We start from the raw sequence: 25,717 nt of genomic DNA, 5'->3' as shown, positions 1-25,717 counted from the left end.
GTTGCGTCCGGGATCAAGGCGTCCCGGACGATTCAGGAGTACAATAGGCAAATAAAGGCTTAAACGCTGTTCCACAGGAAAGTCCATGGCTGTTATTCAAGACATTATCGCTGCGCTCTGGCAACACGACTTTGCCGCGCTGGCGGACCCTCATATTGTTAGCGTTGTTTACTTTGTCATGTTTGCCACGCTGTTTTTAGAAAACGGCCTGTTGCCCGCCTCGTTTTTGCCAGGCGACAGCTTGTTAATACTGGCTGGCGCACTGATTGCCCAGGGGGTTATGGATTTTCTGCCAACAATCGCGATTCTGACTGCCGCAGCCAGTCTGGGCTGCTGGTTAAGTTATATTCAGGGACGTTGGTTAGGTAATACCAAAACGGTGAAAGGCTGGCTGGCGCAGCTTCCGGCTAAATATCATCAACGCGCCACCTGTATGTTTGACCGCCACGGTTTGCTGGCTCTGCTGGCTGGGCGTTTTCTCGCATTTGTCCGCACGCTGCTGCCAACAATGGCGGGGATTTCCGGTCTGCCAAACCGTCGCTTCCAGTTTTTCAACTGGCTAAGTGGACTGCTGTGGGTCAGCGTGGTGACCAGTTTTGGTTACGCCTTAAGCATGATCCCGTTCGTTAAACGCCATGAAGATCAGGTGATGACGTTTCTGATGATCCTGCCAATTGCCCTGTTAACCGCAGGCCTGTTAGGCACGCTGTTTGTGGTAATTAAAAAAAAATACGGTAACGCCTGACATTTTCCTCTGTTCCCGGCAGCAATGCCGGGAACGCATTTAACTCCCCTGCATCGCCCGCATTCTTGCTGCATCTTCACCCGGCGTCACACCGAAGTAACGTTTAAATTCGCGGCTGAACTGTGATGCACTTTCATAACCTACACGCATCGCTGCCGCACTGGCTTTCATGCCATCGTGGATGATCATCATTCGCGCCTTATGCAGCCGGTAGTTCTTCAAATACTGCAAAGGCGAGGTGCTGGTGACAGATTTAAAATTATGATGGAAGGCAGAAACACTCATATTGGCTTCTGCCGCGAGTTGCTCGACGCTTAGATTTTCGGTGTACTTATTCTCAATACGTTTCAGCACGCGGCTAATCAGACTGAAATGCGTCTGGCGACTGACCAGCGCCAGTAATGCTCCGCCGCAAGGTCCGGTCAGCACGTAGTAAAGAATTTCGCGGATGATCTGCTTGCCGAGAATGCGCGCATCCAGCGGTCGCTCCATCACATCCAGTAACCGCTCCGCCGCACATAAAATCTCTTCTGACAGCGTGGCGGAGTTTATGCCGCTGGCTGCCATCGACGGTTGAAAATGTTCATCCTCGCCAATGTCCATCAACAGTTCCTGTAACTGCAAAATATCAACATTGAGACGTAAGCCCGCTAATGGCACCTCCGGCGTAGCGTAAGTTTCGCACTCAAAGGGTAATGGCACCGTCAGTAGCAGATATTCATTGGCATCATAACGAAACACTCGTTCATTGATATAACCGATTTTATGCCCGGAAAAGAGAATTATGATGCCTGGCTCGTACATTACCGGCGTACGTGCCCCGGGATTCTCGCCAAACAGCAAGCGCACATCAGGCAACAGTTCTGACAAACTATTTTCTTTATTTTTCAGATTATTAATTTTATCCGTCAGCAGTCGGCAAATCTCTTCACGTTTCATATCGTGTAATTTCTTAGGATTAATGCGGCAATTTGATTGTGCGCAATTTTGTACTATTTCTCCAGCACTCTGGAGAAATAGGCAAGACATTGGCAGAAATGAGCATTGAGAGCCACGGCGCTGGCGACCACAATGACAAACATCAGGCAGACTGATCTCTGCCCTCATATTGGCCCAGCAAAGAGAGCAAGTAATGAACAACTTTAATCTGCATACCCCAACCCGCATTCTGTTTGGTAAAGGCGCTATCGCCGGTTTACGCGAGCAAATCCCTCACGATGCCCGCATATTGATTACTTACGGCGGCGGTAGCGTTAAAAAAACCGGCGTTCTGGATCAAGTACTGGATTCCCTGAAAGGCATGGACGTGCTGGAGTTTGGCGGTATCGAACCAAACCCGACTTATGAAACGCTGATGAACGCCGTGAAACTGGTTCGCGAACAGAAAGTGACTTTCCTGCTGGCGGTTGGTGGCGGTTCCGTACTGGACGGCACCAAGTTTATCGCCGCAGCAGCAAATTATCCTGAGAATGTCGATCCGTGGCACATCCTGCAAACGGGTGGTAAAGAGATTAAAAGTGCCATCCCAATGGGCTGCGTGCTGACGCTGCCAGCGACCGGTTCAGAATCCAACGCAGGTGCGGTGATCTCTCGCAAAACCACCGGTGACAAACAGGCGTTTCATTCTGCCCACGTTCAGCCGGTATTTGCCGTGCTCGATCCGGTTTATACCTACACCCTGCCGCCGCGCCAGGTGGCTAATGGCGTAGTGGACGCCTTTGTACACACCGTAGAACAGTATGTTACCAAACCGGTTGATGCCAAAATTCAGGATCGTTTCGCAGAAGGTATTTTGCTGACGCTTCTCGAAGATGGCCCGAAAGCCCTGAAAGAGCCAGAAAACTACGATGTGCGCGCGAACGTCATGTGGGCAGCGACTCAGGCACTGAACGGTTTGATTGGCGCGGGCGTACCGCAGGACTGGGCAACGCATATGCTGGGCCACGAACTGACTGCTATGCACGGCCTGGATCACGCGCAAACGCTGGCTATCGTCCTGCCTGCGCTATGGAATGAAAAACGCGACACCAAGCGCGCGAAACTGCTGCAATACGCTGAACGTGTCTGGAACATCACCGAAGGTTCCGATGACGAGCGTATTGACGCCGCAATTGCCGCTACCCGCAACTTCTTCGAGCAATTAGGCGTGCCGACGCGCCTGTCCGACTACGGTCTGGACGGCAGTTCTATCCCGGCATTACTGAAGAAGCTGGAAGAACACGGCATGACCCAACTGGGCGAAAATCATGATATTACGCTGGATGTCAGCCGTCGCATTTACGAAGCAGCCCGTTAAGCTTTTTCCTCCTCAAACTTTCGTTTTTGGGTATTTCGTCCAGACTTAAGTTCACAACACCTCACCGGAGCCTGCTCTGGTGAGTTCATATAAGGAGGAACATATGACTAATCCAACCGTTATTAAGCTACAGGATGGCAATGTCATGCCCCAGTTGGGACTGGGCGTCTGGCAAGCAAGTAATGAGGAGGTAATCACCGCGATTCAAAAAGCCCTGGAAGTGGGATATCGCTCGATTGATACCGCCGCGGCCTATAAAAACGAAGAAGGCGTCGGCAAGGCACTGAAAAATGCCGCACTTGCCAGAGAAGAGTTGTTCATCACTACCAAACTGTGGAACGACGACCACAAGCGTCCCCGTGAAGCCCTGCTGGACAGCCTGAAAAAACTCCAGCTTGATTATATCGATCTCTACTTAATGCACTGGCCCGTTCCCGCTATCGACCATTATGTCGAAGCATGGAAGGGAATGATCGAGCTGCAAAAAGAGGGGTTAATCAAAAGCATCGGCGTCTGTAACTTCCAGATCCACCATTTGCAACGTCTGATTGATGAAACTGGCGTGCCCCCCGTGATTAATCAGATCGAACTTCATCCGCTGATGCAGCAACGCCAGCTTCACGCCTGGAACGCTACGCACAAAATTCAGACCGAATCCTGGAGCCCGTTAGCGCAAGGCGGAAAAGGTGTCTTTGACCAGAAAATCATTCGCGATCTGGCGGATAAATACGGCAAAACTCCAGCACAGATTGTCATCCGCTGGCATCTGGATAACGGCCTGGTGGTGATCCCAAAATCAGTCACACCTTCACGCATTGCCGAAAACTTTAATGTCTGGGATTTCCGTCTCGACAAAGACGAACTTGGTGAAATCGCGAAACTCGATCAAGGTAAACGCCTCGGTCCCGATCCCGACCAGTTCGGCGGCTAACGCACAAATTCTCCCGGTGGCGGTAATGTTCCGCTACCGGACTTTTCAGAAATCATTTATTCCCCTCTCCTCCCGCCCGTTGTTACTCTCCTCCGTTCAGAAATGCCACATTTAAGGACATCATCATGCGGAGCTGGAAGCTCTTAAAGCAACAAAGCATCTACAATATGGATAAACGCGACGGTGAGGTAAAAAACAGATGAGACAAATACTTCTTCTGTTTTTGGCTGTTTTTGCAAGCTTCACGACTCAGGCACAATCACCATCGCTAACCGCTGAACAAACAGTTCGCCTGATTTATCAAAACTATAAATCGGATGCCAGTGCGCCTTATTTCGGAGCAACAGGAGAGCAGGCAATAACATCTGAACGCATACAAAAGGTGCTAACCCTGAATGATAATCTCACTCTACCGGGCAATATTGGCTGGCTGGATTACGATCCGATTTGTGACTGTCAGGATTTTGGCGATCTGGTGTTAGAAAGCGTAGCGATTACCCAAATAGACGCCGACCACGCGGATGCCGTTGTGCGCTTTCGTGCCTTCAAAGACGATAAAGAAAAGACCACGCAAACGCTGAAAATGGTGGCCGAAAATGATCGCTGGGTCATTGACGATATTGCCAGCAATCATGGTAGCGTCTGGCAGGCAGTTAATAGCGAGAATGAAAAAATCCTGGCAACGCTGGCATCGCTGCAAAAAGAACAGCCAGAAGCTTTTGTCAGTGAACTATTTGAGCATATTGCCGATTATAGCTGGCCCTGGACGTGGGTTGTTTCCGACACTTATCGTCAGGCCGTTAATGCCTTCTATAAAACTACCTTCAAAACTGACAGCAACCCCGATGAAGATATGCAAATCGAGCGGCAATTTATTTACGATAATCCGATCTGTTTTGGCGAAGAAACGCTATTTTCTCGCATTAATGAAATCCGTGTACTGGAGAAAACCGCTGATTCCGCCCGCATCCATGTTCGTATTGCGCTGACCAATGGCAACAGCGAAGAGCAGGATTTGGTTTTACAGCGGCGCGAAGGGCTGTGGGAAATTGCAGATTTCATCCGTCCGGATAGCGGAAGTTTGCTTAAACAGATTGAAGCGAAGACTGCGGCCAGATTAAAGCAGTGAGTTGAATAGGAATAATAAATAAAAGGGAACACTATATGAAAACGATTTTCACCGTGGGAGCTGTTGTTCTGGCGACCAGCTTACTAAGTGGCTGCGTCAATGAACAAAAGGTCAGTCAACTGGCGGGTAATGTACAAACATTAAATGCCAAAATCGCCCGGCTTGAGCAGGATATAAAAGCATTACGCCCGCAGATCTACGCCGCCAAATCCGAAGCTAACAGAGCCAATACACGCCTTGATGCGCAAGACTATTTTGATTGCCTGCGCTGCTTGCGTATGTATGCGGAATGATAAAAATATCCCCGGTAGCTATTCTGCTACCGGGGATAATTAACTTAACGACCAACAGCCACTTTTGGGCGTTTCTTCGCCCCTGCATTCACCGGGCGAGATTGCGCGGGTGGCGCTTTCTTTGCTCCGGCAGGTGTCTGGCGCTGGGTCGCCATTGGCGTATGTTTGGTCAACGCCGGACGGGTATTGCGGTTCTGGCGACGGGCCTCGCGCATCTCTTCAATGGTTGGCGCAGGCACTAAGCAATCGCGACGACTGCCAATCAGATGCTTTTTACCCATCGCTTCCAGCGCCTGGCGGATTAACGGCCAGTTTGCCGGATCGTGGTAACGCAATAACGCTTTATGCAAACGTCGCTGCTTGTCGCCCTTCGGTACGAAGACGTCTTCGCTCTTATAACCAATCTTCGCCAGCGGGTTTTTGCCGGTGTAATACATGGTGGTCGAGTTAGCCAACGGCGACGGATAGAAGTTCTGCACCTGGTCGAGACGGAAGCGGTGTTTTTTCAGCCACAGCGCCAGGTTCACCATATCTTCATCACGCGTACCGGGGTGTGCGGAGATGAAATACGGGATCAGATACTGCTCTTTGCCTGCCTGTTTCGAGTAGGTGTCGAACAGCTCTTTAAAGCGGTCATAGCTACCCATGCCCGGCTTCATCATCTTCGACAGTGGCCCTTCTTCGGTATGTTCCGGCGCAATCTTCAGATAACCACCGACGTGATGGGTCGCCAGCTCTTTGATGTAGCGCGGATCTTCTACGGCGATGTCATAGCGCACGCCGGAGGCGATCAGGATCTTTTTAATGCCTTTCAGATCGCGGGCACGGCGATAGAGATTGATCGTCGGCTCGTGGTTAGTGTCCATATGCGGACAAATATCCGGATACACACACGACAAGCGGCGGCAGGTCTGCTCGGCGCGTGGCGATTTGCAGCGCAACATATACATGTTGGCCGTTGGCCCGCCGAGATCGGAAATCACGCCCGTAAAGCCCGGAACGGTATCGCGGATCGCTTCAATCTCATTAATGATCGAGTCTTCCGAACGGCTCTGAATAATGCGCCCTTCATGCTCGGTAATAGAACAGAAAGAACAGCCGCCAAAGCAGCCACGCATAATATTGACCGAGAAACGGATCATTTCGTAAGCTGGAATACGGGCATTACCGTAAGCCGGATGCGGCACGCGCTTGTACGGCAACGCAAAGACGCTGTCCATCTCTTCGGTAGAAAGCGGAATGGCTGGCGGGTTGATCCACACATAGCGGTCGCCATGTTTTTGCATCAGCGCACGAGCGCAGCCTGGGTTGGTTTCGTGGTGCAGAATACGCGAAGCATGTGCGTACAGCACTTTATCGCCCTTCACTTTCTCGAATGAAGGCAACAACACGTAGGTTTTTTCCCACGGTTTCGGACGCGGCGGCTGCACAGTAACGACTTTCGCTTCCTGTTTTTTCGGTGTCACCGGTTTGTTATCCGCGCACGGCAAATCTTCGCCATACGGATGCGGGATCGGGTCAATTTTCCCGGGAGTGTCGAGACGAGTAGAATCCACGCCACTCCAGCCAGGTAGCGCTTCTTTCACGATAATCGCGGTATTACGTACATCGCGGATTTCACTAATCGGCTCGCCCATCGCCAGACGATGCGCCACTTCCACCAGCGGACGCTCACCGTTACCGAACATCAGCATGTCGGCTTTGGAATCTACCAGCACCGAACGGCGCACGGTGTCAGACCAGTAATCATAATGCGCGGTACGACGCAGGCTGGCCTCGATACCACCGAGGATCACCGGTACATCTTTCCATGCTTCTTTACAACGCTGGGTATAAACCAGTGTCGCGCGATCCGGACGCTTACCCGCGACATTATCCGGGGTGTAGGCATCGTCATGGCGTAAACGACGATCGGCAGTGTAACGGTTGATCATCGAGTCCATGTTGCCTGCAGTCACGCCGAAAAACAGATTCGGTTTGCCCAGACGCATAAAATCATCTTTGCTGCTCCAGTCCGGCTGGGCGATGATCCCGACACGAAAGCCTTGCGCTTCCAGCATACGACCGCAAATCGCCATCCCGAAACTCGGGTGATCAACATACGCGTCGCCAGTAACCAAAATGATGTCGCAGCTATCCCAGCCAAGTTGATCCATCTCTTCACGAGACATCGGCAAAAACGGTGCCGGTCCAAAACAGGCGGCCCAGTACTGCGGCCAGGAGAACAGGTCGCGATCCGGTTGGATCAGGGAGATAGAGCTCATTTTGCTTCCAGAAATGGTAAAAAAATAATCAAAGGCCAGGGAGTATAAGCCGGAACGAAAGAGAAATCGAAAGGTATTCCATACTCGCCCTTCTCGGGCGAGTATGGAGATTAAGGCACCGGATTAACCAACAGTTGCCCGATGGAACCGCGATCCGCCATTTCCAGCGTCTGGCTATTAAAGTAGAACGGGAAGTGCGCCCAGGAAGGCTGACCGAAATAGACAAGCAGTTCCACTTGCCCATCAACCCATACGGTGTCTTTCCAGCCTCTGTCTTCCGGGAATGGCATCGCACCGTTCACGTTACGGATCTGGAACATCACGCCTTCAATATGGAATGATTGCGGCTCATCTGCCCGCACCGTCCAGCGTTCCCACGTACCTTGCTGCGCGGTGACATCAATACGATTGACGTCCCACAACTGCCCGTTGATGCCAGGATCGTCACCCAGGCTAATATCACGGCTGCGAATCGGAGAGCCGGCCATTATTTCGGTCGGTAACAAACGCATCGGCAGGCTGTCTGTCACCAGCGGCAGAAGACCGGTCGGGCGCAGCGTCAGCACCAGCGTGGAAACCAGAATGCTGGATGGCTCAAAGAAGCCACGAATACGATCAACAATGCTCGCCGCTTCACCACAGGTGATCGACACTTCATCACCGTTGCTCATATCCACCAGAATCTCACGACGCTCGCCCGGTGCCAGCGAAAGCTGTTTCACCGACACGGGTGCAGGCAGGAACCCCTGGTCGCCAGAAATCACGTGTAACGGACGTCCGTCACTCATCTGTAATTGATAACGACGGGAGTTCGACGCGTTCAATAAACGCAGGCGCACCCAACCGCGCGAAACTTCAACATACGGGCTTTGTACGCCATTGACCAGTAGCGTATCGCCAACAAAACCGCCGCTTCCCGGCTCGTTGTATTCCGGCGTGCCAAAGTTATCCAGCCGTTTATCCTGGATAATGACCGGAAAATCATCCACTCCATAATGATTAGGGATTGGCAGCGACTTGCTGACTTCATCTTCCACCAGCCACATCCCGGCAAGGCCGTTATAAACCTGCTGTGCCGTGCGGTTCGGTGTGTTGGCGTGATACCACAGGGTCGCGGCGCTCTGACGAATTGGCAGCACAGGTGCCCAATCAGCATTTGGCGACATCATGCGTGCAGGCCCCCCCATCAGCGGGCCTGGCACCTGTAGCCCGGCGACTGTCATTGAGACATTTTCTGTCAGTCGGTTGCTGTAAATCAGCTTAACATCATCGCCCTTCCAGACGCGGATAGTCGGCCCAAGGTAGCGACCATTGATACCCCAAACCGACGCACGCGTTCCTGGCGTAAATGACCAGTGCGCACGTTGTACTGTCATAAACAGCGGTTGCCCACGGCGAGATTCAAGCAGCGGCGGAACGGGCAGCGGTTGCTGTTGCCCGGCTGCGCTTGCCTTCAGGGGGACTGCTCCTGCACACAGTGCAATCCCCGATGCCTGAATGAACTGACGCCGACTGAGTGACATATTTGCTCCATGTAAAACTGGCTAAAGTAATACCGTGCAGGAAAACATTCCCGCAAAAACAGACTGCCGACTTAAACTTTTCCGGCGGCTTCGCGCTCTGCGACTTCTTTATCGAGCTCGGCTATTTTTTGTTCCATTATCGAACGACAATGGGCAGCCAGCTCGCGAACCTGATCTTTACCATATTGACTGACGTCAATTGGCGGCAGCATTTCTACGATCACTAAACCATTATTCAGTCGGTTAAGATTAATCTTATTCGAAGTTGTGGAAACACACACGGGAATAATGGGGACGCCTGCCGCAATCGCCGCATGAAATGCCCCTGTTTTAAACGGCAGCAGGCCACGACCACGGCTGCGCGTTCCTTCCGGGAACATCCAGATGGAAATACGGCGTTTTTTGAAGTGATTCACCACTTCCGCGATAGTGCCGTGCGCTTTAGTACGATTGTTTCTGTCGATCAATAAGTTGCCAGTTAACCAGTACAACTGACCAAAAAAGGGGATCCACAGCAAACTCTTTTTACCCACAGTGACTGTCGGTGGCTGCACGATATTCGATGCCGTCACCATGTCATAGTTGTTCTGGTGGTTAGCGATATAGATAGCATTACCATAACTTTCAGCATCAGCGGGTTTGCGACACTCAACTTTAAGGCCGAACAGCGGCGCAAGACGACCAAACATATGCCCAAAGGTGGCCACATGCTTCGGATTTCTCGGGCTGAACAGACAGTAAATGGAGCCGAAAACACAGACTAACAAGCTGTAAATCACGGTAATAATAAGACGAAAGATATATAGCATAACACCCTCTGAAGATCTGAGAGACTGGCATTGTACGTCACCTGAAATCAGGTTAGGGCATTGTTAAAAGCCGCTCTCTGGAAAAGCGTATTGTTAATCGCAACGCATGAATAAACAACGGTTTCAAGGGAATTTTTATCGTTTCCTGGGGCTGATTACGCTGCCGGATGACGACTTAACGTTCCATCCGGCAGTCCTTGCAAACGGGAGAAAGCCCCCTCCGGCATATTACTCTTCGCTATCGCTGCTGCTGGCGCGGAGAGGCGAATCAATCTCGACACGGTCGATACGCTGCAAACCACGCATCAAGGTGCCGCGACGGCCACGCTCACCGGTAACTTTCAGCAATTCTTCCGGGCGCAGTTTGATTTTGCGTTTCCCGACATGAATGGTCAGGGTACTTTGCGGCGGCAGTACATACAGGTGTGCCAAACCATCCTCGCCCCGCGCGGCTTCTGCCGACGGAATGTTGATGATCTTGTTGCCTTTACCCTTCGACAGTTGCGGAAGCTCGCTTACCGGGAACATCAACATGCGGCCTGCCTGAGTGATTGCCAGCAACATATCAGAAGCATCTTCAATGACTACCGGCGGCATGACATGCGCATTTTCCGGTAAGGTGATCAATGCTTTACCCGCACGATTACGCGCCACCAGATCGTTAAAGGTGCAGACAAAACCGTAACCCGCATCGGAAGCCATCAACAGTTTCTGATCGTCGCTTTCCATCAGCATATGGTCAACGGTAGCACCTGGCGGCAACGTCAGTTTGCCAGTAAGCGGTTCGCCCTGACCACGCGCCGACGGCAGCGTAATTGGGTCGATGGCATAGCTGCGTCCGGTAGAATCAACAAACACCACTGGCTGGTTGCTCTTGCCTTTCACCGCAGCTTTAAAGCTGTCACCCGCTTTGTAGTTCAAACCTGGGGCGTCAATGTCGTGGCCTTTAGCGCTACGCACCCAGCCCATCTGCGACAGCACGATGGTAACGGGTTCAGACGGCAGCATGTCGTGCTCACTCATTGCTTTCGCTTCTTCGCGTTCCTGCAACGGTGAACGGCGATCGTCACCATATGCTTGCGCATCGGCCTGCAACTCTTTCTTCAGCAGATTATTCATCTTGCGCTCGGAAGCCAGAATGCTCTGCAACTGGTCACGCTCTTTTTCCAGCTCGTTCTGCTCACCGCGAATCTTCATCTCTTCCAGTTTGGCGAGATGACGCAGTTTCAATTCGAGGATCGCTTCCGCCTGGGTTTCCGTGAGGCCAAAACGCGACATCAGCGCCGGTTTCGGTTCATCTTCATTACGAATGATCTCAATCACTTCGTCGATATTGAGAAACGCCACCAGCAAACCTTCCAGGATATGCAGGCGCTTGAGGACTTTCTCCAGACGATAGTTCAAACGGCGGCGCACGGTATCGCGACGGAATACCAGCCATTCGGAGAGGATTTCCAGCAGGTTTTTCACCGCCGGACGCCCATCCAGACCAATCATATTAAGGTTAATGCGATAGCTCTTTTCCAGATCGGTGGTGGCGAAGAGGTGATTCATCACCTGATCCATATCCACGCGATTAGAGCGCGGCACAATCACCAGACGGGTCGGGTTCTCGTGGTCGGATTCATCGCGTAGATCGTCAACCATTGGCAGCTTTTTGTTACGCATTTGCGCAGCAATTTGCTCCAGTACGCGCGCACCAGAAACCTGATGCGGTAAGGCACTGATGACCACCGCGCCATCTTCTTTCTTCCACACTGCGCGCATACGCACAGAACCACGACCATTTTCGTAGATTTTGCGGATCTCCGCCCGGGAGGTGATGATTTCCGCTTCGGTCGGGTAATCCGGCCCCTGCACAATATCCAGTAACTGATCGAGCGTGGTTTTCGGCTGGTCGATTAAGGCGATTGCTGCCTGTGCGACTTCGCGCAGGTTATGTGGCGGAATGTCCGTTGCCATCCCGACAGCAATACCGGTGGTGCCGTTAAGCAAAATATTCGGCAGGCGGGCAGGCAGCATTTTCGGCTCCTGCAAGGTGCCGTCGAAATTTGGCACCCAATCCGCCGTCCCTTGCCCCAGCTCGCTCAATAACAGCTCGGAATATTTCGACAGACGGGATTCGGTGTAACGCATTGCCGCGAACGATTTCGGATCGTCCGGCGCGCCCCAGTTCCCCTGACCATCAACCAGCGGATAACGGTAAGAAAACGGCTGCGCCATCAGAACCATCGCTTCATAGCAGGCGCTGTCGCCGTGCGGATGGTACTTACCCAGTACGTCACCGACGGTACGGGCCGACTTTTTAAATTTGGCGGTAGCATTCAGACCCAGCTCAGACATCGCATACACAATGCGGCGCTGAACGGGTTTCAGACCATCACCAATAAACGGCAACGCACGATCCATGATGACGTACATGGAGTAGTTTAAGTAGGCGTTTTCCGTAAATTCATGTAGCGCAAGGCGCTCTGCCATATCGCTCATTAATTCTGATTCCTCAACTTATTCGCCAGCCTTCAAAGGGGCAATATTGCCGGAGATACTACATTATCTGTCGCGTCGAGTCACAGGAGATCAGCGTGAATAGCGCCGCCGGACGTGCTCCGACGGCGATAAAGGCATCAATGTGCCTTGATATACAACTCTTTGCTGTAGACATAATCCTGGGGATTATGCAGCGGGAAACCGCCAACGTAAGGTTTAAGCAATTTGATCAGCGGCTGATAGTAGATGGGAATGAGCGGTGCCTGCTGATTAATGATCATCTCTGCCTGCTGATACAACGCATTACGCTTTGTCGCGTCAGTGGTCTGCGCCGCCTGATTTAGCAACGCGTCATACTGCGCATTTTTCCAGTGACCGACATTCTCTTCACTATCGCTTTTGAGCGTGTTCAGGAAAGTGGAAGCATCATTGTACGTCGCATCCCACGACTGCCGCGATAGCATGAAATCACCGGCTCGCCGGGTATCAAGATAGGTTTTCCACTCCATCGTGCGCAGCGTCACCTGTGCACCAAGCCATTTTTTCCATTCGGAAGACAACGCAATTGCCGTTTTTTCATGCAAATCATACTTGTTGTAGAACAGTTCAAAGCGTAGCGGATGAGAAGCATCGTACCCCGCTTGTTTGAGCAAGGCTTTTGCCGTCGCCACGCGCTCACTCATCGGCTTTTGCAGTTCATCAAACGTCGTCGCGTTAAAGTCTTCTACCTCTGGCGGCGTCAACGTGGTTGCAGGCGTTCGCAACCCGAGTATCTTTTGCGCAATCAACGGCCTGTCGACCGTCAGATATAGCGCCCGCCGGACACGAACATCGTCAAACGGTGGTTTCTGGATATTGAAATTGTAATATTCACTGTTCAGACGCGGGATAATTTGCAACTCACCAGGCAGTGATTTTTCAATAGCAGGAATTTGTTGTGCCGGAACCCAGGTGAGATCGACTTCACCCGCACGATAGCGGTTATAGCCGGTGACTGAATTATCCAGTGCCAGATACTCAACCTGCTGCAATACCGTATGTTGTGCATCGCGGTACTTTGGATTTTTGCGTGCGGTAATCTTTTCGTTAACCACCCATTTATCAAGCACAAAAGCACCGTTGTAAACCATATGCCTGGCTTACTCCAGCTATCGCCATACTTCGCAATCATATGATGCGGAACCGGAAACAGCGTCGGCCAGGCTAGCATTGTCGTAAACCACGGTACGGGCTGCTCAAGCGTGACTTCAAAAGTGCGGTCATCTGTCGCTTTCACGCCTAACGATGAGACATCCGATTTTCCCGCCGCGATAGCCGCTGCATTTTTAATATGCGCCTGCGCCAGATAGCCAGCAAAAGGGCTTGCCGTTTTGGGGTCAACCGCGCGCTGCCAGCCGAGGACAAAATCCTGCGCTGTCAGAGGCTGACCATCAGACCACTGTAAGCCGTTGCGTAAATGGAAAATATAGCGTTTGCCGCCATCTGACACTTCCCAGGATTCAGCCTGGGCAGGTTGCACTTTACCTTCGCCGTCCATCCATACCAGACCTTCAAACAGATCCAGCACAATCTGCGCGGCGGTATTCTCCTCAACCTTTTGCGGGTCAAGCGTGCCGGGGTCGCTATGATTGTTGTAACGAAAGAGCTGTTGCGGGGCGAGCGGTGTGTTGGCGGGAACGTCAGCAGCATAGAGAGGAGCCGCACTTACCAGGCTGACCAGCCATAATAAATTTCGCGTATACATGGTATTCCTTACCGGAGAAATTATAAGCCTGACAACAATACGCCGGTGGCATTGTTAGCTCAAACTTATCGCGAGTGATTTGGCTCACACTCCGGAAAAGAGCCCCCTTCACATTAACGGCACATAAATATCCGTTTCCAGCCGCTTCTCTGACATCCCTTCGGCCAGGTTGGTGTAGTGAAACAATATCGGTGCGTTACGCATTTTCTCGCCGCTATCAGGAAGCCAACGGCGAATGATGGCCCGGATAGTGTGAGATATGTTATCCAGGTCGCCAGAATGACGGGCAACCGCATAACGCCCTGCGGTGAGTTCGCCATTACTCACACCATAACGATTCTCCGGAACAGGCTCGTTAACGCTGCCGCAAATATCAAAGCGAAACGCGTCTGGCGCAGTGGTGGCAGGATCGTCCCAAGCGACGCCAAAAGTCTGGCTTTGGTTAACGGGAGATAACCCCGTGTCTTTGCGCCACATGATAAATTTCGCCACGCTGTAGTTGAGCAACTCAGGGCTACAGCGATGCGGCAACATCGCCACGCGGGTTGATGGGAAATCGATAATATTTACGTCCAGTGCACGGTTTTTCATGTTGCTCCCTGCGAAATTATTCCCGGGAACGCGTCCCGGGAGCAGTAACAATTACGGATTGACTTTACTGATCTGTTTCACGTCAATCTCAACAGAGTTCCAGTCTTTATCCACTTCCCCCTGAATCTCAACCGTATCTTTCGGCGTAACTGTCACGCCGTTCCAGCGTTTATGGTCGATATCGACATTGATGGTGCCGCTGGCATCTTTGAACACATACAGATCGTCAGAGATGCGCTCAACGATATTGCCACGCAGAGTTACCCAGGTGTCGTCACGCAAAGATTTCGCGTTTTCTACGTTAGTTACGCTGCCGTTCGGCCCCTGGAATCCTCCGGTTTGACTTTGTGTTGCCGATGGGCCAGAAAAGCCCCCCTGCTCTGCTGCCATAACCGGTGCGCTACACAGGGCCATTACTGCAATTACTGCTGCGAATTTTTTCATGTTTGTTACTCCCTTTGATGTCTGTTTCCAGGCATTAAACAAGATAGTCCTTAACAACTTCTTAAGGAAAAAAAAGAAAATTTAGTACTGTACAGAGCGCGTTACAACACGGTTTACTGACAACGAATACAGCTATCGCAGGGATGAAAAGATGCGAATTTTACTGATAGAAGATGACATGCTGATTGGTGACGGCATCAAAACAGGTCTTAGTAAGATGGGCTTTAGTGTGGACTGGTTTACGGAAGGTCGTCAGGGAAAAGAGGCGCTTTATAGCGCACCTTATGACGCGGTGATCCTTGATCTCACCTTACCGGGAATGGATGGCCGCGATATTTTGCACGAGTGGCGGGATAAAGGTCAGCGTGAGCCGGTACTGATCCTGACCGCGCGCGACGCACTGGCCGAACGCGTGGAAGGTTTGCGTCTGGGGGCCGACGATTATCTGTGTAAACCTTTTGCATTGATAGAAGTCGCCGCTAGGCTGGAAGCACTGATGCGGCGAAGCAACGGCCAGGCCAGCAACGAGCTACATCACGGCAACGTCATGCTCGACCCGGGCAAACGGATCGCCACCCTGGCAGGTGAATCCTTAACACTCAAGCCAAAAGAATTTGCCCTGCTGGAATTACTGATGCGTAACGCTGGTCGTGTTCTACCACGCAAACTGATTGAAGAAAAACTGTATACCTGGGACGAAGAGGTCACCAGCAATGCCGTCGAAGTACATGTGCATCATCTGCGACGCAAACTCGGCAGTGACTTTATTCGCACCGTTCACGGTATTGGCTACACATTAGGTGAGAAATGAAATTTACCCAACGCCTTAGTCTGCGAGTCAGGCTGACGCTGATCTTTTTGATTCTGGCCTCGCTGACCTGGGTTGTCTCCAGCTTTGTAGCCTGGAAACAAACGATTGATAATGTCGATGAGTTGTTCGATACCCAGTTAATGCTGTTTGCCAAACGATTAAGTACGCTCGATCTTAACGAAATTAATGCGGCAGATCGTATGGCAAGAACGCCGGATAAATTCAAACACGGCCATGTGGATGACGATGCCCTGACATTTGCCATTTTTACCCGCGACGGCAGAATGGTTCTTAACGATGGCGATAATGGAGAAGATATTCCCTATAGCTATCAGCGTGAAGGTTTTGCTGACGGGCAACTGGTGGGTGATAAAGATCAATGGCGCTTTATCTGGATGACATCACCTGATGGTAAATATCGCATCGTTGTCGGCCAGGAATGGGAATACCGTGAAGACATGGCGCTGGCAATCGTCACCGGCCAGCTCATCCCCTGGCTTGTTGCGCTACCCATTATGTTAATTTTCATGATGGTGTTACTGGGTCGTGAGCTCTCGCCACTGAACAAACTAGCGCTGGCGCTACGTATGCGCGATCCCGACTCGGAAAAACCACTCAACGCCGCGGGCGTACCCAGCGAAGTGCGTCCGCTAGTCGAGTCGCTGAATCAACTGTTCGACCGTACACATGCGATGATGGTGCGTGAACGGCGCTTTACCTCTGACGCCGCTCACGAACTGCGTAGCCCGTTAACAGCGCTGAAAGTTCAAACCGAAGTTGCGCAACTCTCTGACGATGATCCGCAGGCACGGAAAAAAGCACTGACGCAATTACATTCGGGGATCGATCGCGCCACCCGTCTGGTTGATCAACTGCTCACACTATCGCGGCTCGACTCGCTGGATAACCTTCAGGACGTCGCGGAGATCCCACTTGAAGATCTCCTGCAATCGGCGGTGATGGATATCTACCACACGGCGCAGCAGGCAAAAATTGACGTACGGCTGACGCTCAATGCCCACGGCATCAAACGCACCGGACAACCGCTATTGCTAAGTCTACTGGTACGAAATCTGCTGGATAACGCAGTACGCTACAGTCCACAGGGCAGCGTAGTAGATGTCACTCTGAATGCAGATAATTTCACCGTAAGAGACAACGGCCCCGGCGTGACGCCAGAGGCGCTGGCGCGAATTGGCGAACGTTTCTACCGCCCACCAGGACAAACCGCAACCGGTAGCGGACTGGGGTTGTCGATTGTCCAGCGGATCGCAAAATTGCATGGCATGAATGTTGTGTTTGGGAATGCGAAACAAGGTGGATTTGAGGCGAAAGTGAGCTGGTAGTAGTGAGACTTTTGCAAAATTCGCAAAAGACTTTGCACATTTTGCTAATTTCACCGCACCGCTCTGTGACGTACTATTGTCGGTAAACGTCTCTCCTTGAGGATAAAAAATGAGCAACATTCTGATTATCAACGGTGCGAAAAAATTCGCCCACTCCAATGGTCAACTGAACGACACCCTGACCGAAGTCGCGGATGGCACGCTGCGCGACCTCGGGCATGATGTCCGCATCGTTCGCGCTGAGAGCGACTACGATGTCAAAGCCGAAGTACAAAACTTTCTCTGGGCTGATGTGGTGATCTGGCAGATGCCTGGCTGGTGGATGGGCGCGCCGTGGACGGTGAAAAAATACATTGATGATGTGTTCACCGAAGGTCACGGCACGCTGTATGCCAGCGATGGTCGTACCCGCAAAGATCCGTCGAAAAAATACGGTTCTGGCGGTCTGGTACAGGGTAAAAAATATATGCTCTCGCTGACCTGGAACGCCCCAATGGAAGCCTTCACCGAAAAAGATCAGTTCTTCCACGGCGTTGGCGTTGACGGTGTGTATCTACCGTTCCATAAAGCAAACCAATTCCTCGGCATGGAACCGCTGCCGACATTTATCGCTAATGACGTGATAAAAATGCCTGATGTTCCCCGCTATACTGAAGAATATCGCAAGCATCTTGTGGAAATTTTTGGTTAACTAGAGCTCTGGCTTTAGAAGGAGTTAACCATGATTACAGTAATCGCAGAAATCCGTACTCGCCCTGGCCAACATCACCGTCAGGCGGTATTGGATCAGTTTGCTAAAATCGTTCCAACAGTTCTGAAGGAAGAAGGTTGCCACGGCTACGCGCCAATGGTGGATTGCGCTGCTGGCGTGAGTTTCCAGTCTATGGCGCCGGACTCTATTGTGATGATTGAGCAGTGGGAAAGCATCGCGCACCTTGAAGCGCATCTGCAAACCCCGCACATGAAAGCATATAGCGAAGCCGTAAAAGGCGATGTGCTGGAGATGAATATTCGTATCCTGCAGCCGGGACTTTGATGTTCCCGAAAAGAGGCCGGTGTTGCTACCGGTCTCAGGCCTGATTAGCCATTCTTTCTTCCCGTTTTCAAACCCCGATGGAAATCGTTAATTCGCTTAATGGTTTTAACCGCACGCTGCGGCACCGCTGAGGCCACCGACCAGACAATCATTTCCAGGCACAACAATACCGTACCATGTAGCGGCGTTTTCCCCTTTTCATCCCCGCGCGGAACGTGGATAACGATACTGGCGTCTTTACTAAAACGCGAATCCAGAGCGTTTGTCAGCAAAATAACCGGGATCCCCAGCCGTTTCGCTTCACGCAGCGTTGCCAGCCCTTCCCGGTGTGCAGATTTTTGCGCCATCATGATCAGCACATCGCCACGCTGAAGCGCGATCAATTGCTCGGCAAGGCCAATACCCGTACGGTTTAGCGCCGTGGCGGGCAAGCCAATGCGGTTGAATAGCCGCGCGGTATAATCCGCCAGAATACCCGAAGCGCCAATGCCAAAAATAGCAACTTGCCGCGCCTGCACCAACAAGGCTACCGCTTGCGCAAGCGAGTGGCGGTTTTCAGGCTCTGACAGGACATTGCAGGTATACAGATGCCCTTCAAGAACAAAGTCGATTGCGGTGTTAACATCGCTCGTCAAGTTACTCACCGTCGTAGACATCTTTTCGCTGGAGCTAAGGGCTGGGCCAAGCCACTGTTCCAGAGTACGTTTCAGATCGCGCAGCCCGGCAAACCCCAGAGCCTGTATAGCCCGAATTACTGTGGCATCGGAAGTGTTTAACGTGGCCGCAATTTCCATCGCCGTTTGCTCGAGGACCACTTCACGGTGCTCATTAATGTAGCTGGCGACGGTTCTTAACCCTGGCGTTAACTGACTCGCACGAGTACGAAAACGCTCCCCAAAAATATCAACCCGCGTTTTGTCTTTCTGGATCATTTGGCCTCCGGTAAAGGTCGCCCCGCAATTTGTGATTGTATCTGCGCAGCCATCAATCCCAGAGATGCAAAGGAGTTAGAAATCGCCTCTTCACGCGAAATCAACACATAACGTCCGGAACGACAGGCTGTCAGAAACTGACACCATCCCGGCATGACTTTTTCCATTGCTGCCAGCTCGTCCTGAGGTTTACCACCAGAATCACCGCGCCAGGTTGCAAAAACAAAATCGGCATCCAGTTCAGGCAAACGCTCCGCGCTCACATCCATTCGCCCACCTTCAGGAATGCTCTCAATCAGCGGCGGAAAGCGAAAACCAGCATCGCGTAATACCCGCCCCAGCGAATGATAGCTATGCATCACATTAATTTTTCCCTGATTTGCCTGAATCACCGATACCGTTATTTTTTGACTGTCCAGCGTCGCCTTCAGCGCATTGATTTGCGCCTGATAGCGGCGTTCAAGTATCGCCAGCCGCGCCTGTGTTCCTGTAAGTTCGGCCAACTTGCGGTAGATTTCTGGCGCGCCCCCTTTGAGATGATCAATGCTCACCGTGGGCGCAATTTTCTCCAGTTGTTCAATGGGCGTATTACGGGTCGGTTCTGTGATGATCAGGTCCGGCTTTGCCGCCACAATCGCTTCAATATCAATATCGGCTGTTCCAATGAAGGCGATCGATGAATTATCGAAATCAACACCTGTCAGTAACGCACCTGATCGAATGAAATGGCTACCGTCAGGCCGTGTACGCCCGTGGCTGGCGACAGGAGGTACACCGAGTTCAATCAAAGGAATGGTGATATCAAGATCGTGTAAAGAAACGATTCTCTTTGGATGTGCAGGCACAGTGACTTTGCGCCCTAAATCATCGGTAAACACCTGAACAGGCTCTGTTGCACGAGCAAAAAATGACAACAATATCAGCAGAGAAAAAAATAAACGCATATAACTCCCGTTAAAAACTGTTCCTGCGTTGCCAGAGAAGTAGCAAAAAGAATGGTCCACCAATCAGTGAGATAACGATTCCTGCAGGGAGTTGCAAAGGTAAAAAAGCCAAACGACCAATGCTATCCGCCAGAATGACTAACAACGCCCCCGATACGGCGCTCCCCAGCAGTAATGTCGTCTGTCCACCACGCAGAATAAAACGTGATATATGAGGTGCTATCAGCCCGACAAAGCCGATGTTGCCAACACAAGAAACGCAGACGGCTGTCAGGATTATTGGCGCGGCTACACGCAACAACGCCAGACGAGAACTGTTCACGCCTAATCCGGTTGCAACCTGATGACCAAGCAGAGCGATATCCGCAGTCCGGGCTGTGAACAGCAATAAAAGAGCGGCTGGCAACATCCAACAGGCTGAAATACCGACTAACATCCAGTTGGCTGCATGTAGGCTTCCCGATAACCACATCAATGCAGTTTGTACGTCACGAATATCTGCTGTGGTCATAAATACACCGATCCCCGCGGCGAAAAACCAGGAAACGCCAATGCCGATCAAAACAAATCGCGGGCGGGAAATATCGCGTGCACAGAAAATCACCACTAACGCAACGAATAAGCCGCCAGCGAGGCCAGCCACTGGACGCCAGAACATCCCCAGCATTGGAAACTGGAAAATCAGCCACAGCACTGCCACGCTACATCCTTCCTTGACCCCGATAAGACCGGGATCCGCAAGGCTGTTACGAGCAATAGACTGCATTGCGGCTCCCGCCATACCTAACATGGCTCCGCATAGCAACGCCATGATGACTCTCGGCAAGCGAATATCCTGCACAATATAACGTGTGTCTGTGTTCACATTTTCTGGAGAGAACAACGCTCGTCCGACTTCCGATGCCGGGACAGAAAAAGAACCATGCATCAGACCGAATATCAGTATTCCAACAGCAAACAGAGACAGTCCACCAAGCAACACCAGATTTTTAGGGCGTACCAGTGTCGAAAACTCACCAACACGTAGCGGGCGTAACCCAACGTTCATTATCCGGCTCATTTGAACATCCTCGTCGCCATAATGACAAAAACAGGTGCACCAACTAATGCCGTCATGACACCTGTCGCCAGCTCATGGGGCGTGAAAAGCGTCCTGGCAATAATATCTGCCAGTAATAGCAGTAAGGCTCCGACACAAGCTGAAAGAGGTAGCAGAACGCACAGATCCGTTGATACCAGACGCCGGACAATCTGCGGTACGAGCAAGCCGACAAAACCAATCGGGCCAGCAATCGATACGGCCGCGCCACAGAGCAACGCGATCGCAATCAGAGTGAATGTTCGCGTGCGTAGTACCGAGACGCCCAGGCCCTGCGCCATGCGATCGCCCAGTGCCAACATGTTAAGAGAGGGCGCAAGATAAAGAGCTAATACAAATCCCCCCAGAGAAAACCAGGCGGACGTACCAAGCGTCGCCCAATCCAACCCCGCTAAATCACCCGCTAACCATGTCCGCATCGCCAACAACGTTTGTTCGTCAAGAATCAGGATTGCAGCCGTTATTGAGGAAACGAACGCCGATAGCGCCACGCCGCATAAGGTAACTTTCATTGGCGTTAACCCTGAACGTCCTGCGGAAGAGAGCAGCAATATCAGCAGGAACAGTACCGCGCCTCCCGCTGATGCCAGCAATGGACGCCCAACAGGAAATGCCAGTCCTAGTGCACTGGCAGCAACGACAGCCAGGGCGGCTCCGGCATTTAAGCCTAAAATATGTGGCTCCCCCAATGGGTTACGAATGACAGCCTGCAACAAAGCACCAGCAACACCAAGAGAAGCACCAGTAAGCAATGCTGCCGCCAAACGCGGCAAACGGAGTCTTATAATCACGTTGTGATCGAAGTTTTGCGGTTCAAAATGGAAAAATGCCTGCAACACCGTTTGTGGTGCAATAAATCGGGCACCAATCCCAGGATATACAACGCATCCCACCAGCAGTAAGGTGAGGAAAAAAACAGTAACCAGCCCCGTGCGCATCATACTTTTTCTACACCACGAAACGGCATGAAAAACGGTTTTCCCGTCAGAGGATTTATTGATGCGTGAACATCAACGTCAAAGACAGCTTTCACCAGCTCAGGCGTGCAATGCTCCCCCTCATTCAACACACGCACCACTTTCCCCTGGCGTAAAAATATCAGCGTATCGCCATAATTGACGGCAAAATTCAGATCATGCAACACCACAACGACTGTACGCCCGTGATGGCGCGTTAAGTCATGTAATAACTCAAGAATTTCAACCTGATAACGTAAATCAAGCCAGGTTGTTGGTTCATCCAGCAGGATATAAGGCGTCTTTTGCGCCAACACCATCGCAATCCAGCACCGCTGGCGCTGCCCACCAGAGAGTTTTTCAACAGGTAAATGCGCAAACTCCTGCGTACCGGTTAATTTCAGGGCCTCTTCTACCGCCTGCTCGTCAGCGTCGCTCCATTGACGTATAAAATTCTGCCAGGGAAAGCGCCCGCGCGACACCAGTTCGTAAACGGTTAAGCCCTCCGGCAATAATGGCGACTGCGGTAAGATCCCAAGTCTGCGGGATAACGCTTTCGTTGGTTGCTCGTGAATCGCTTTGCCATCAAGCAATATCGAGCCGCCCATGGGTTGCAATATACGCGCAATGGTACTGAGCAACGTCGACTTTCCACAGCCGTTTGCCCCAACCAGAACGGTCATTTTCTCTGTGGGAACGGAGAAAGAAACACCATCAACAATGATGTTCTTGTGATACCCGGCAGAAACATCGTCGAGGATCAGCCCCTGCCCTTTTGCGTTATGTGCCACGTGTACGCCAACTTAATCAAAGACAAACAAAAATAAAACTCATTCTCCTTTGAGAGTTTGACGCCACAAAATGTAGTAGTCAAGAAGTTAAAACCCACACAAAAACAAGGTAAATAACAGGTAAAATCTTTTTGAAAATAAAAATTAAAACATTAAATATTAATGAGTTAAAAACAATCAACCTGCATTAAATCATCGTGAAAACACCTGTAGCATTTTTTCGTTATTTCTCATTTACTACTACATTATTGCATGATTGAATGATTCTCAATTACATATCCGATGGCGAAATAACAAACGGATAGTGCTTAGTGAGCAACAAGAAACAATTTTCACTCGCGACAATCCGCGAGTTTTTGGGATAAAAGACTAAATGGCTAAGTTCACACCTTCATTCTCAGGAGTCAAAGGTCGGGCGCTCTTTTCACTGCTCTTTGCGGCACCGATGATTCATGCAACAGACACTGTAACGACCAAAGATGGCGAAACCATCACGGTTACCGCGGATGCGAATACCGCAACTGAGGCGACCGACGGTTATCAGCCTCTGAGCACCTCCACGGCGACATTAACCGATATGCCGATGCTGGATATTCCGCAGGTGGTCAATACGGTTAGCGATCAAGTTCTGGAAAATCAGCATGCGACGACGCTGGATGAGGCGCTTTATAACGTCAGTAACGTGGTGCAAACCAATACATTAGGCGGGACTCAGGACGCTTTTGTACGTCGTGGGTTTGGTGCAAACCGGGATGGCTCCATCATGACCAACGGCCTGCGAACCGTACTTCCTCGCAGTTTCAACGCCGCAACAGAACGTGTGGAAGTGCTAAAAGGCCCGGCCTCCACGCTGTATGGCATTCTCGATCCTGGTGGGCTGATTAACGTCGTGACAAAGCGCCCGGAAAAAACGTTCCATGGTTCTGTCTCAGCCACGTCCTCCAGTTTTGGTGGTGGTACAGGGCAACTTGATATCACAGGTCCCATTGAAGGCACTCAACTGGCCTACCGCCTGACGGGGGAAGTGCAGGATGAAGACTACTGGCGGAACTTCGGTAAAGAGCGCAGTACATTTATTGCCCCATCACTCACCTGGTTTGGTGATAATGCAACAGTAACCATGCTCTATTCACATCGGGACTATAAAACGCCATTCGATCGCGGAACAATTTTCGATCTTACGACGAAACAGCCCGTAAACGTTGATCGAAAAATACGTTTCGACGAACCGTTTAATATTACAGATGGTCAGTCCGATCTGGCGCAACTCAACGCAGAATATCATCTCAATAGCCAGTGGACTGCGCGCTTTGATTACAGCTACAGCCAGGATAAATACAGCGATAATCAAGCTCGCGTTACCGCGTATGATGCAACAACAGGAACGCTGACACGGCGTGTTGATGCAACTCAGGGCTCTACTCAGCGCATGCATTCTACTCGTGCGGATCTGCAAGGGAATGTCGATATCGCTGGATTCTATAATGAGATTCTGGGCGGGGTGTCATATGAATATTATGATCTTCTGCGCACAGATATGATTCGCTGTAAAAACGCTAAAGATTTCAATATCTACAACCCTGTTTATGGCAATACCAGCAAATGTACAACGGTCTCGGCATCGGACAGTGATCAGACGATCAAACAGGAGAGCTACTCAGCTTATGCTCAGGACGCGCTCTATCTGACCGATAACTGGATTGCCGTCGCCGGGATCCGCTATCAGTATTACACGCAGTATGCGGGTAAAGGCCGTCCTTTTAATGTCAATACTGACAGCCGCGATGAGCAATGGACTCCCAAACTGGGGTTGGTCTACAAACTGACGCCATCGGTATCCTTATTTGCCAATTATTCGCAAACATTTATGCCGCAATCGTCAATTGCCAGCTACATTGGCGATCTTCCCCCGGAATCATCTAATGCTTACGAAGTCGGGGCAAAATTCGAGCTGTTCGATGGTATAACCGCAGATATTGCGCTGTTTGATATCCATAAACGCAACGTGTTGTATACCGAAAGTATTGGTGACGAAACCATCGCCAAAACGGCAGGCCGCGTTCGTTCAAGAGGGGTAGAAGTCGACCTTGCGGGAGCATTAACTGAAAATATTAATATTATTGCCAGCTACGGCTATACCGATGCTAAGGTTCTGGAAGATCCTGATTATGCAGGAAAACCATTGCCGAATGTTCCTCGTCATACCGGTTCGCTATTCCTGACCTATGACATTCATAATATGCCTGGCAATAACACGCTGACGTTTGGCGGTGGCGGACATGGCGTAAGCCGTCGTTCAGCAACCAATGGGGCTGACTACTATCTGCCGGGCTATTTCGTTGCCGATGCCTTCGCCGCATATAAAATGAAATTGCAGTATCCGGTCACTCTGCAATTAAACGTCAAAAACCTGTTTGATAAAACGTATTACACCTCTTCCATAGCCACAAATAATCTGGGTAATCAGATTGGCGATCCGCGTGAAGTGCAATTCACGGTGAAAATGGAATTTTGATAAAAAAAGCCCGGTATGTTTACCGGGCTAT

At 51.1% G+C, this 25,717-nt stretch carries 22 protein-coding genes and 1 pseudogene; 10 read left to right on the top strand and 13 right to left on the bottom strand.

What is annotated here, in order from left to right; all coding sequences use genetic code 11:
* Window positions 1–85 precede the first annotated feature (85 nt).
* Window positions 86–745, top strand: a complete 660-nt coding sequence (gene yghB, locus C1192_RS20465) for a DedA family general envelope maintenance protein YghB (RefSeq protein WP_000268420.1) — start codon at window positions 86–88, stop codon at window positions 743–745.
* Window positions 746–784: 39 nt separating this feature from the next.
* On the opposite strand, the gene yqhC is transcribed toward yghB, so the two are convergent.
* Window positions 785–1,684, bottom strand: a complete 900-nt coding sequence (gene yqhC / locus C1192_RS20460) for a DNA-binding transcriptional regulator YqhC (RefSeq protein ID WP_016249216.1) — start codon at window positions 1,682–1,684, stop codon at window positions 785–787.
* 193 nt (window positions 1,685–1,877) lie between these two features.
* On the opposite strand from yqhC, the gene yqhD reads away from it, so the two are divergent.
* The 4 genes from yqhD to yqhH all read left to right on the top strand — a co-directional run bounded on the left by yqhD (window position 1,878) and on the right by yqhH (window position 5,394).
* Complete coding sequence (yqhD, locus tag C1192_RS20455) at window positions 1,878–3,041, top strand: alcohol dehydrogenase (protein WP_001058791.1); 1,164 nt, start codon at window positions 1,878–1,880, stop codon at window positions 3,039–3,041.
* Between the two features lie 103 nt (window positions 3,042–3,144).
* Window positions 3,145–3,972: a 2,5-didehydrogluconate reductase DkgA gene (gene dkgA / locus C1192_RS20450; protein ID WP_000184343.1), complete on the top strand. Its 828-nt coding sequence runs from the start codon at window positions 3,145–3,147 to the stop codon at window positions 3,970–3,972.
* Window positions 3,973–4,171: 199 nt separating this feature from the next.
* A complete protein-coding gene (locus tag C1192_RS20445; protein WP_016249217.1) occupies window positions 4,172–5,101 on the top strand; it encodes a YqhG/Tai3 family protein in 930 nt (309 codons plus the stop codon).
* A gap of 35 nt (window positions 5,102–5,136) precedes the next feature.
* A complete protein-coding gene (yqhH, locus tag C1192_RS20440) occupies window positions 5,137–5,394 on the top strand; it encodes a lipoprotein YqhH (protein ID WP_001517105.1) in 258 nt (85 codons plus the stop codon).
* 44 nt (window positions 5,395–5,438) lie between these two features.
* Here the strand turns inward: yqhH and C1192_RS20435 are convergent, their stop codons facing one another.
* The 7 genes and pseudogenes from C1192_RS20435 to ygiW all read right to left on the bottom strand — a co-directional run bounded on the left by C1192_RS20435 (window position 5,439) and on the right by ygiW (window position 15,256).
* Window positions 5,439–7,658 carry a YgiQ family radical SAM protein gene (locus tag C1192_RS20435; protein ID WP_001517106.1) on the bottom strand — a complete coding sequence of 740 codons (2,220 nt, stop codon included), beginning with the start codon at window positions 7,656–7,658 and terminating at the stop codon, window positions 5,439–5,441.
* 110 nt (window positions 7,659–7,768) lie between these two features.
* The gene (gene ftsP / locus C1192_RS20430; RefSeq protein WP_001517107.1) at window positions 7,769–9,181 is read right to left on the bottom strand and encodes a cell division protein FtsP; all 1,413 of its coding nucleotides are present in this window, start codon (window positions 9,179–9,181) and stop codon (window positions 7,769–7,771) included.
* A 71-nt stretch (window positions 9,182–9,252) separates the two neighbouring features.
* Entirely contained in the window at window positions 9,253–9,990 is a 738-nt protein-coding gene (gene plsC / locus C1192_RS20425) for a 1-acylglycerol-3-phosphate O-acyltransferase (RefSeq protein WP_000965727.1), read from the bottom strand.
* A gap of 228 nt (window positions 9,991–10,218) precedes the next feature.
* Window positions 10,219–12,477, bottom strand: coding sequence for a DNA topoisomerase IV subunit A (parC, locus tag C1192_RS20420; protein ID WP_001281917.1), 2,259 nt, complete (start codon window positions 12,475–12,477; stop codon window positions 10,219–10,221).
* Between the two features lie 137 nt (window positions 12,478–12,614).
* Window positions 12,615–14,221 (bottom strand): annotated as a pseudogene (locus tag C1192_RS20415) (ABC transporter substrate-binding protein).
* A 108-nt stretch (window positions 14,222–14,329) separates the two neighbouring features.
* Window positions 14,330–14,812, bottom strand: coding sequence for an AraC family transcriptional regulator (locus tag C1192_RS20410; RefSeq protein ID WP_000796007.1), 483 nt, complete (start codon window positions 14,810–14,812; stop codon window positions 14,330–14,332).
* 51 nt (window positions 14,813–14,863) lie between these two features.
* Window positions 14,864–15,256, bottom strand: a complete 393-nt coding sequence (ygiW, locus tag C1192_RS20405; RefSeq protein WP_000712662.1) for an OB fold stress tolerance protein YgiW — start codon at window positions 15,254–15,256, stop codon at window positions 14,864–14,866.
* A 151-nt stretch (window positions 15,257–15,407) separates the two neighbouring features.
* Here ygiW and qseB point away from each other — a divergent pair, with 151 nt between their 5' ends.
* From qseB to C1192_RS20385, 4 genes are all read left to right on the top strand, one after another.
* A complete protein-coding gene (gene qseB, locus C1192_RS20400) occupies window positions 15,408–16,067 on the top strand; it encodes a quorum sensing response regulator transcription factor QseB (protein WP_038354409.1) in 660 nt (219 codons plus the stop codon).
* Window positions 16,064–17,413, top strand: a complete 1,350-nt coding sequence (gene qseC, locus C1192_RS20395) for a quorum sensing histidine kinase QseC (protein WP_000673336.1) — start codon at window positions 16,064–16,066, stop codon at window positions 17,411–17,413. The genes qseB and qseC overlap by 4 nt, the downstream gene beginning before the upstream one ends.
* A gap of 109 nt (window positions 17,414–17,522) precedes the next feature.
* On the top strand, window positions 17,523–18,104 hold the full coding sequence (mdaB, locus tag C1192_RS20390) for an NADPH:quinone oxidoreductase MdaB (protein WP_000065441.1): 582 nt from the start codon (window positions 17,523–17,525) through the stop codon (window positions 18,102–18,104).
* 30 nt (window positions 18,105–18,134) lie between these two features.
* On the top strand, window positions 18,135–18,449 hold the full coding sequence (locus C1192_RS20385) for a putative quinol monooxygenase (RefSeq protein ID WP_000633738.1): 315 nt from the start codon (window positions 18,135–18,137) through the stop codon (window positions 18,447–18,449).
* A gap of 44 nt (window positions 18,450–18,493) precedes the next feature.
* Here C1192_RS20385 and C1192_RS20380 read toward each other — a convergent pair whose 3' ends face one another.
* From C1192_RS20380 to C1192_RS20360, 5 genes are read right to left on the bottom strand one after another with little or no spacing between them, the layout of a single operon-like run.
* Complete coding sequence (locus C1192_RS20380) at window positions 18,494–19,381, bottom strand: MurR/RpiR family transcriptional regulator (protein ID WP_038354408.1); 888 nt, start codon at window positions 19,379–19,381, stop codon at window positions 18,494–18,496.
* Complete coding sequence (locus C1192_RS20375) at window positions 19,378–20,325, bottom strand: iron-siderophore ABC transporter substrate-binding protein (protein ID WP_001517110.1); 948 nt, start codon at window positions 20,323–20,325, stop codon at window positions 19,378–19,380. Before C1192_RS20375 ends, C1192_RS20380 begins: the two co-directional genes overlap by 4 nt.
* Window positions 20,326–20,335: 10 nt before the next feature.
* Window positions 20,336–21,373, bottom strand: coding sequence for a FecCD family ABC transporter permease (locus tag C1192_RS20370; protein WP_038354418.1), 1,038 nt, complete (start codon window positions 21,371–21,373; stop codon window positions 20,336–20,338).
* 8 nt (window positions 21,374–21,381) lie between these two features.
* Window positions 21,382–22,365 carry a FecCD family ABC transporter permease gene (locus C1192_RS20365; RefSeq protein ID WP_038354407.1) on the bottom strand — a complete coding sequence of 328 codons (984 nt, stop codon included), beginning with the start codon at window positions 22,363–22,365 and terminating at the stop codon, window positions 21,382–21,384.
* Entirely contained in the window at window positions 22,362–23,171 is an 810-nt protein-coding gene (locus C1192_RS20360; protein ID WP_038354406.1) for an ABC transporter ATP-binding protein, read from the bottom strand. The genes C1192_RS20365 and C1192_RS20360 overlap by 4 nt, the downstream gene beginning before the upstream one ends.
* A 373-nt stretch (window positions 23,172–23,544) precedes the next feature.
* On the opposite strand from C1192_RS20360, the gene C1192_RS20355 reads away from it, so the two are divergent.
* The gene (locus C1192_RS20355; protein ID WP_001051713.1) at window positions 23,545–25,686 is read left to right on the top strand and encodes a TonB-dependent siderophore receptor; all 2,142 of its coding nucleotides are present in this window, start codon (window positions 23,545–23,547) and stop codon (window positions 25,684–25,686) included.
* The last annotated feature ends 31 nt before the right edge of the window (window positions 25,687–25,717 follow it).

Origin of the sequence: Escherichia marmotae (assembly GCF_002900365.1) — a bacterium.
GTDB classification, from domain to species: Bacteria; Pseudomonadota; Gammaproteobacteria; order Enterobacterales; family Enterobacteriaceae; genus Escherichia; species Escherichia marmotae.
Note: the sequence above shows the minus strand (reverse complement) of the source record. Positions and strands in the feature narration are given on the sequence as shown.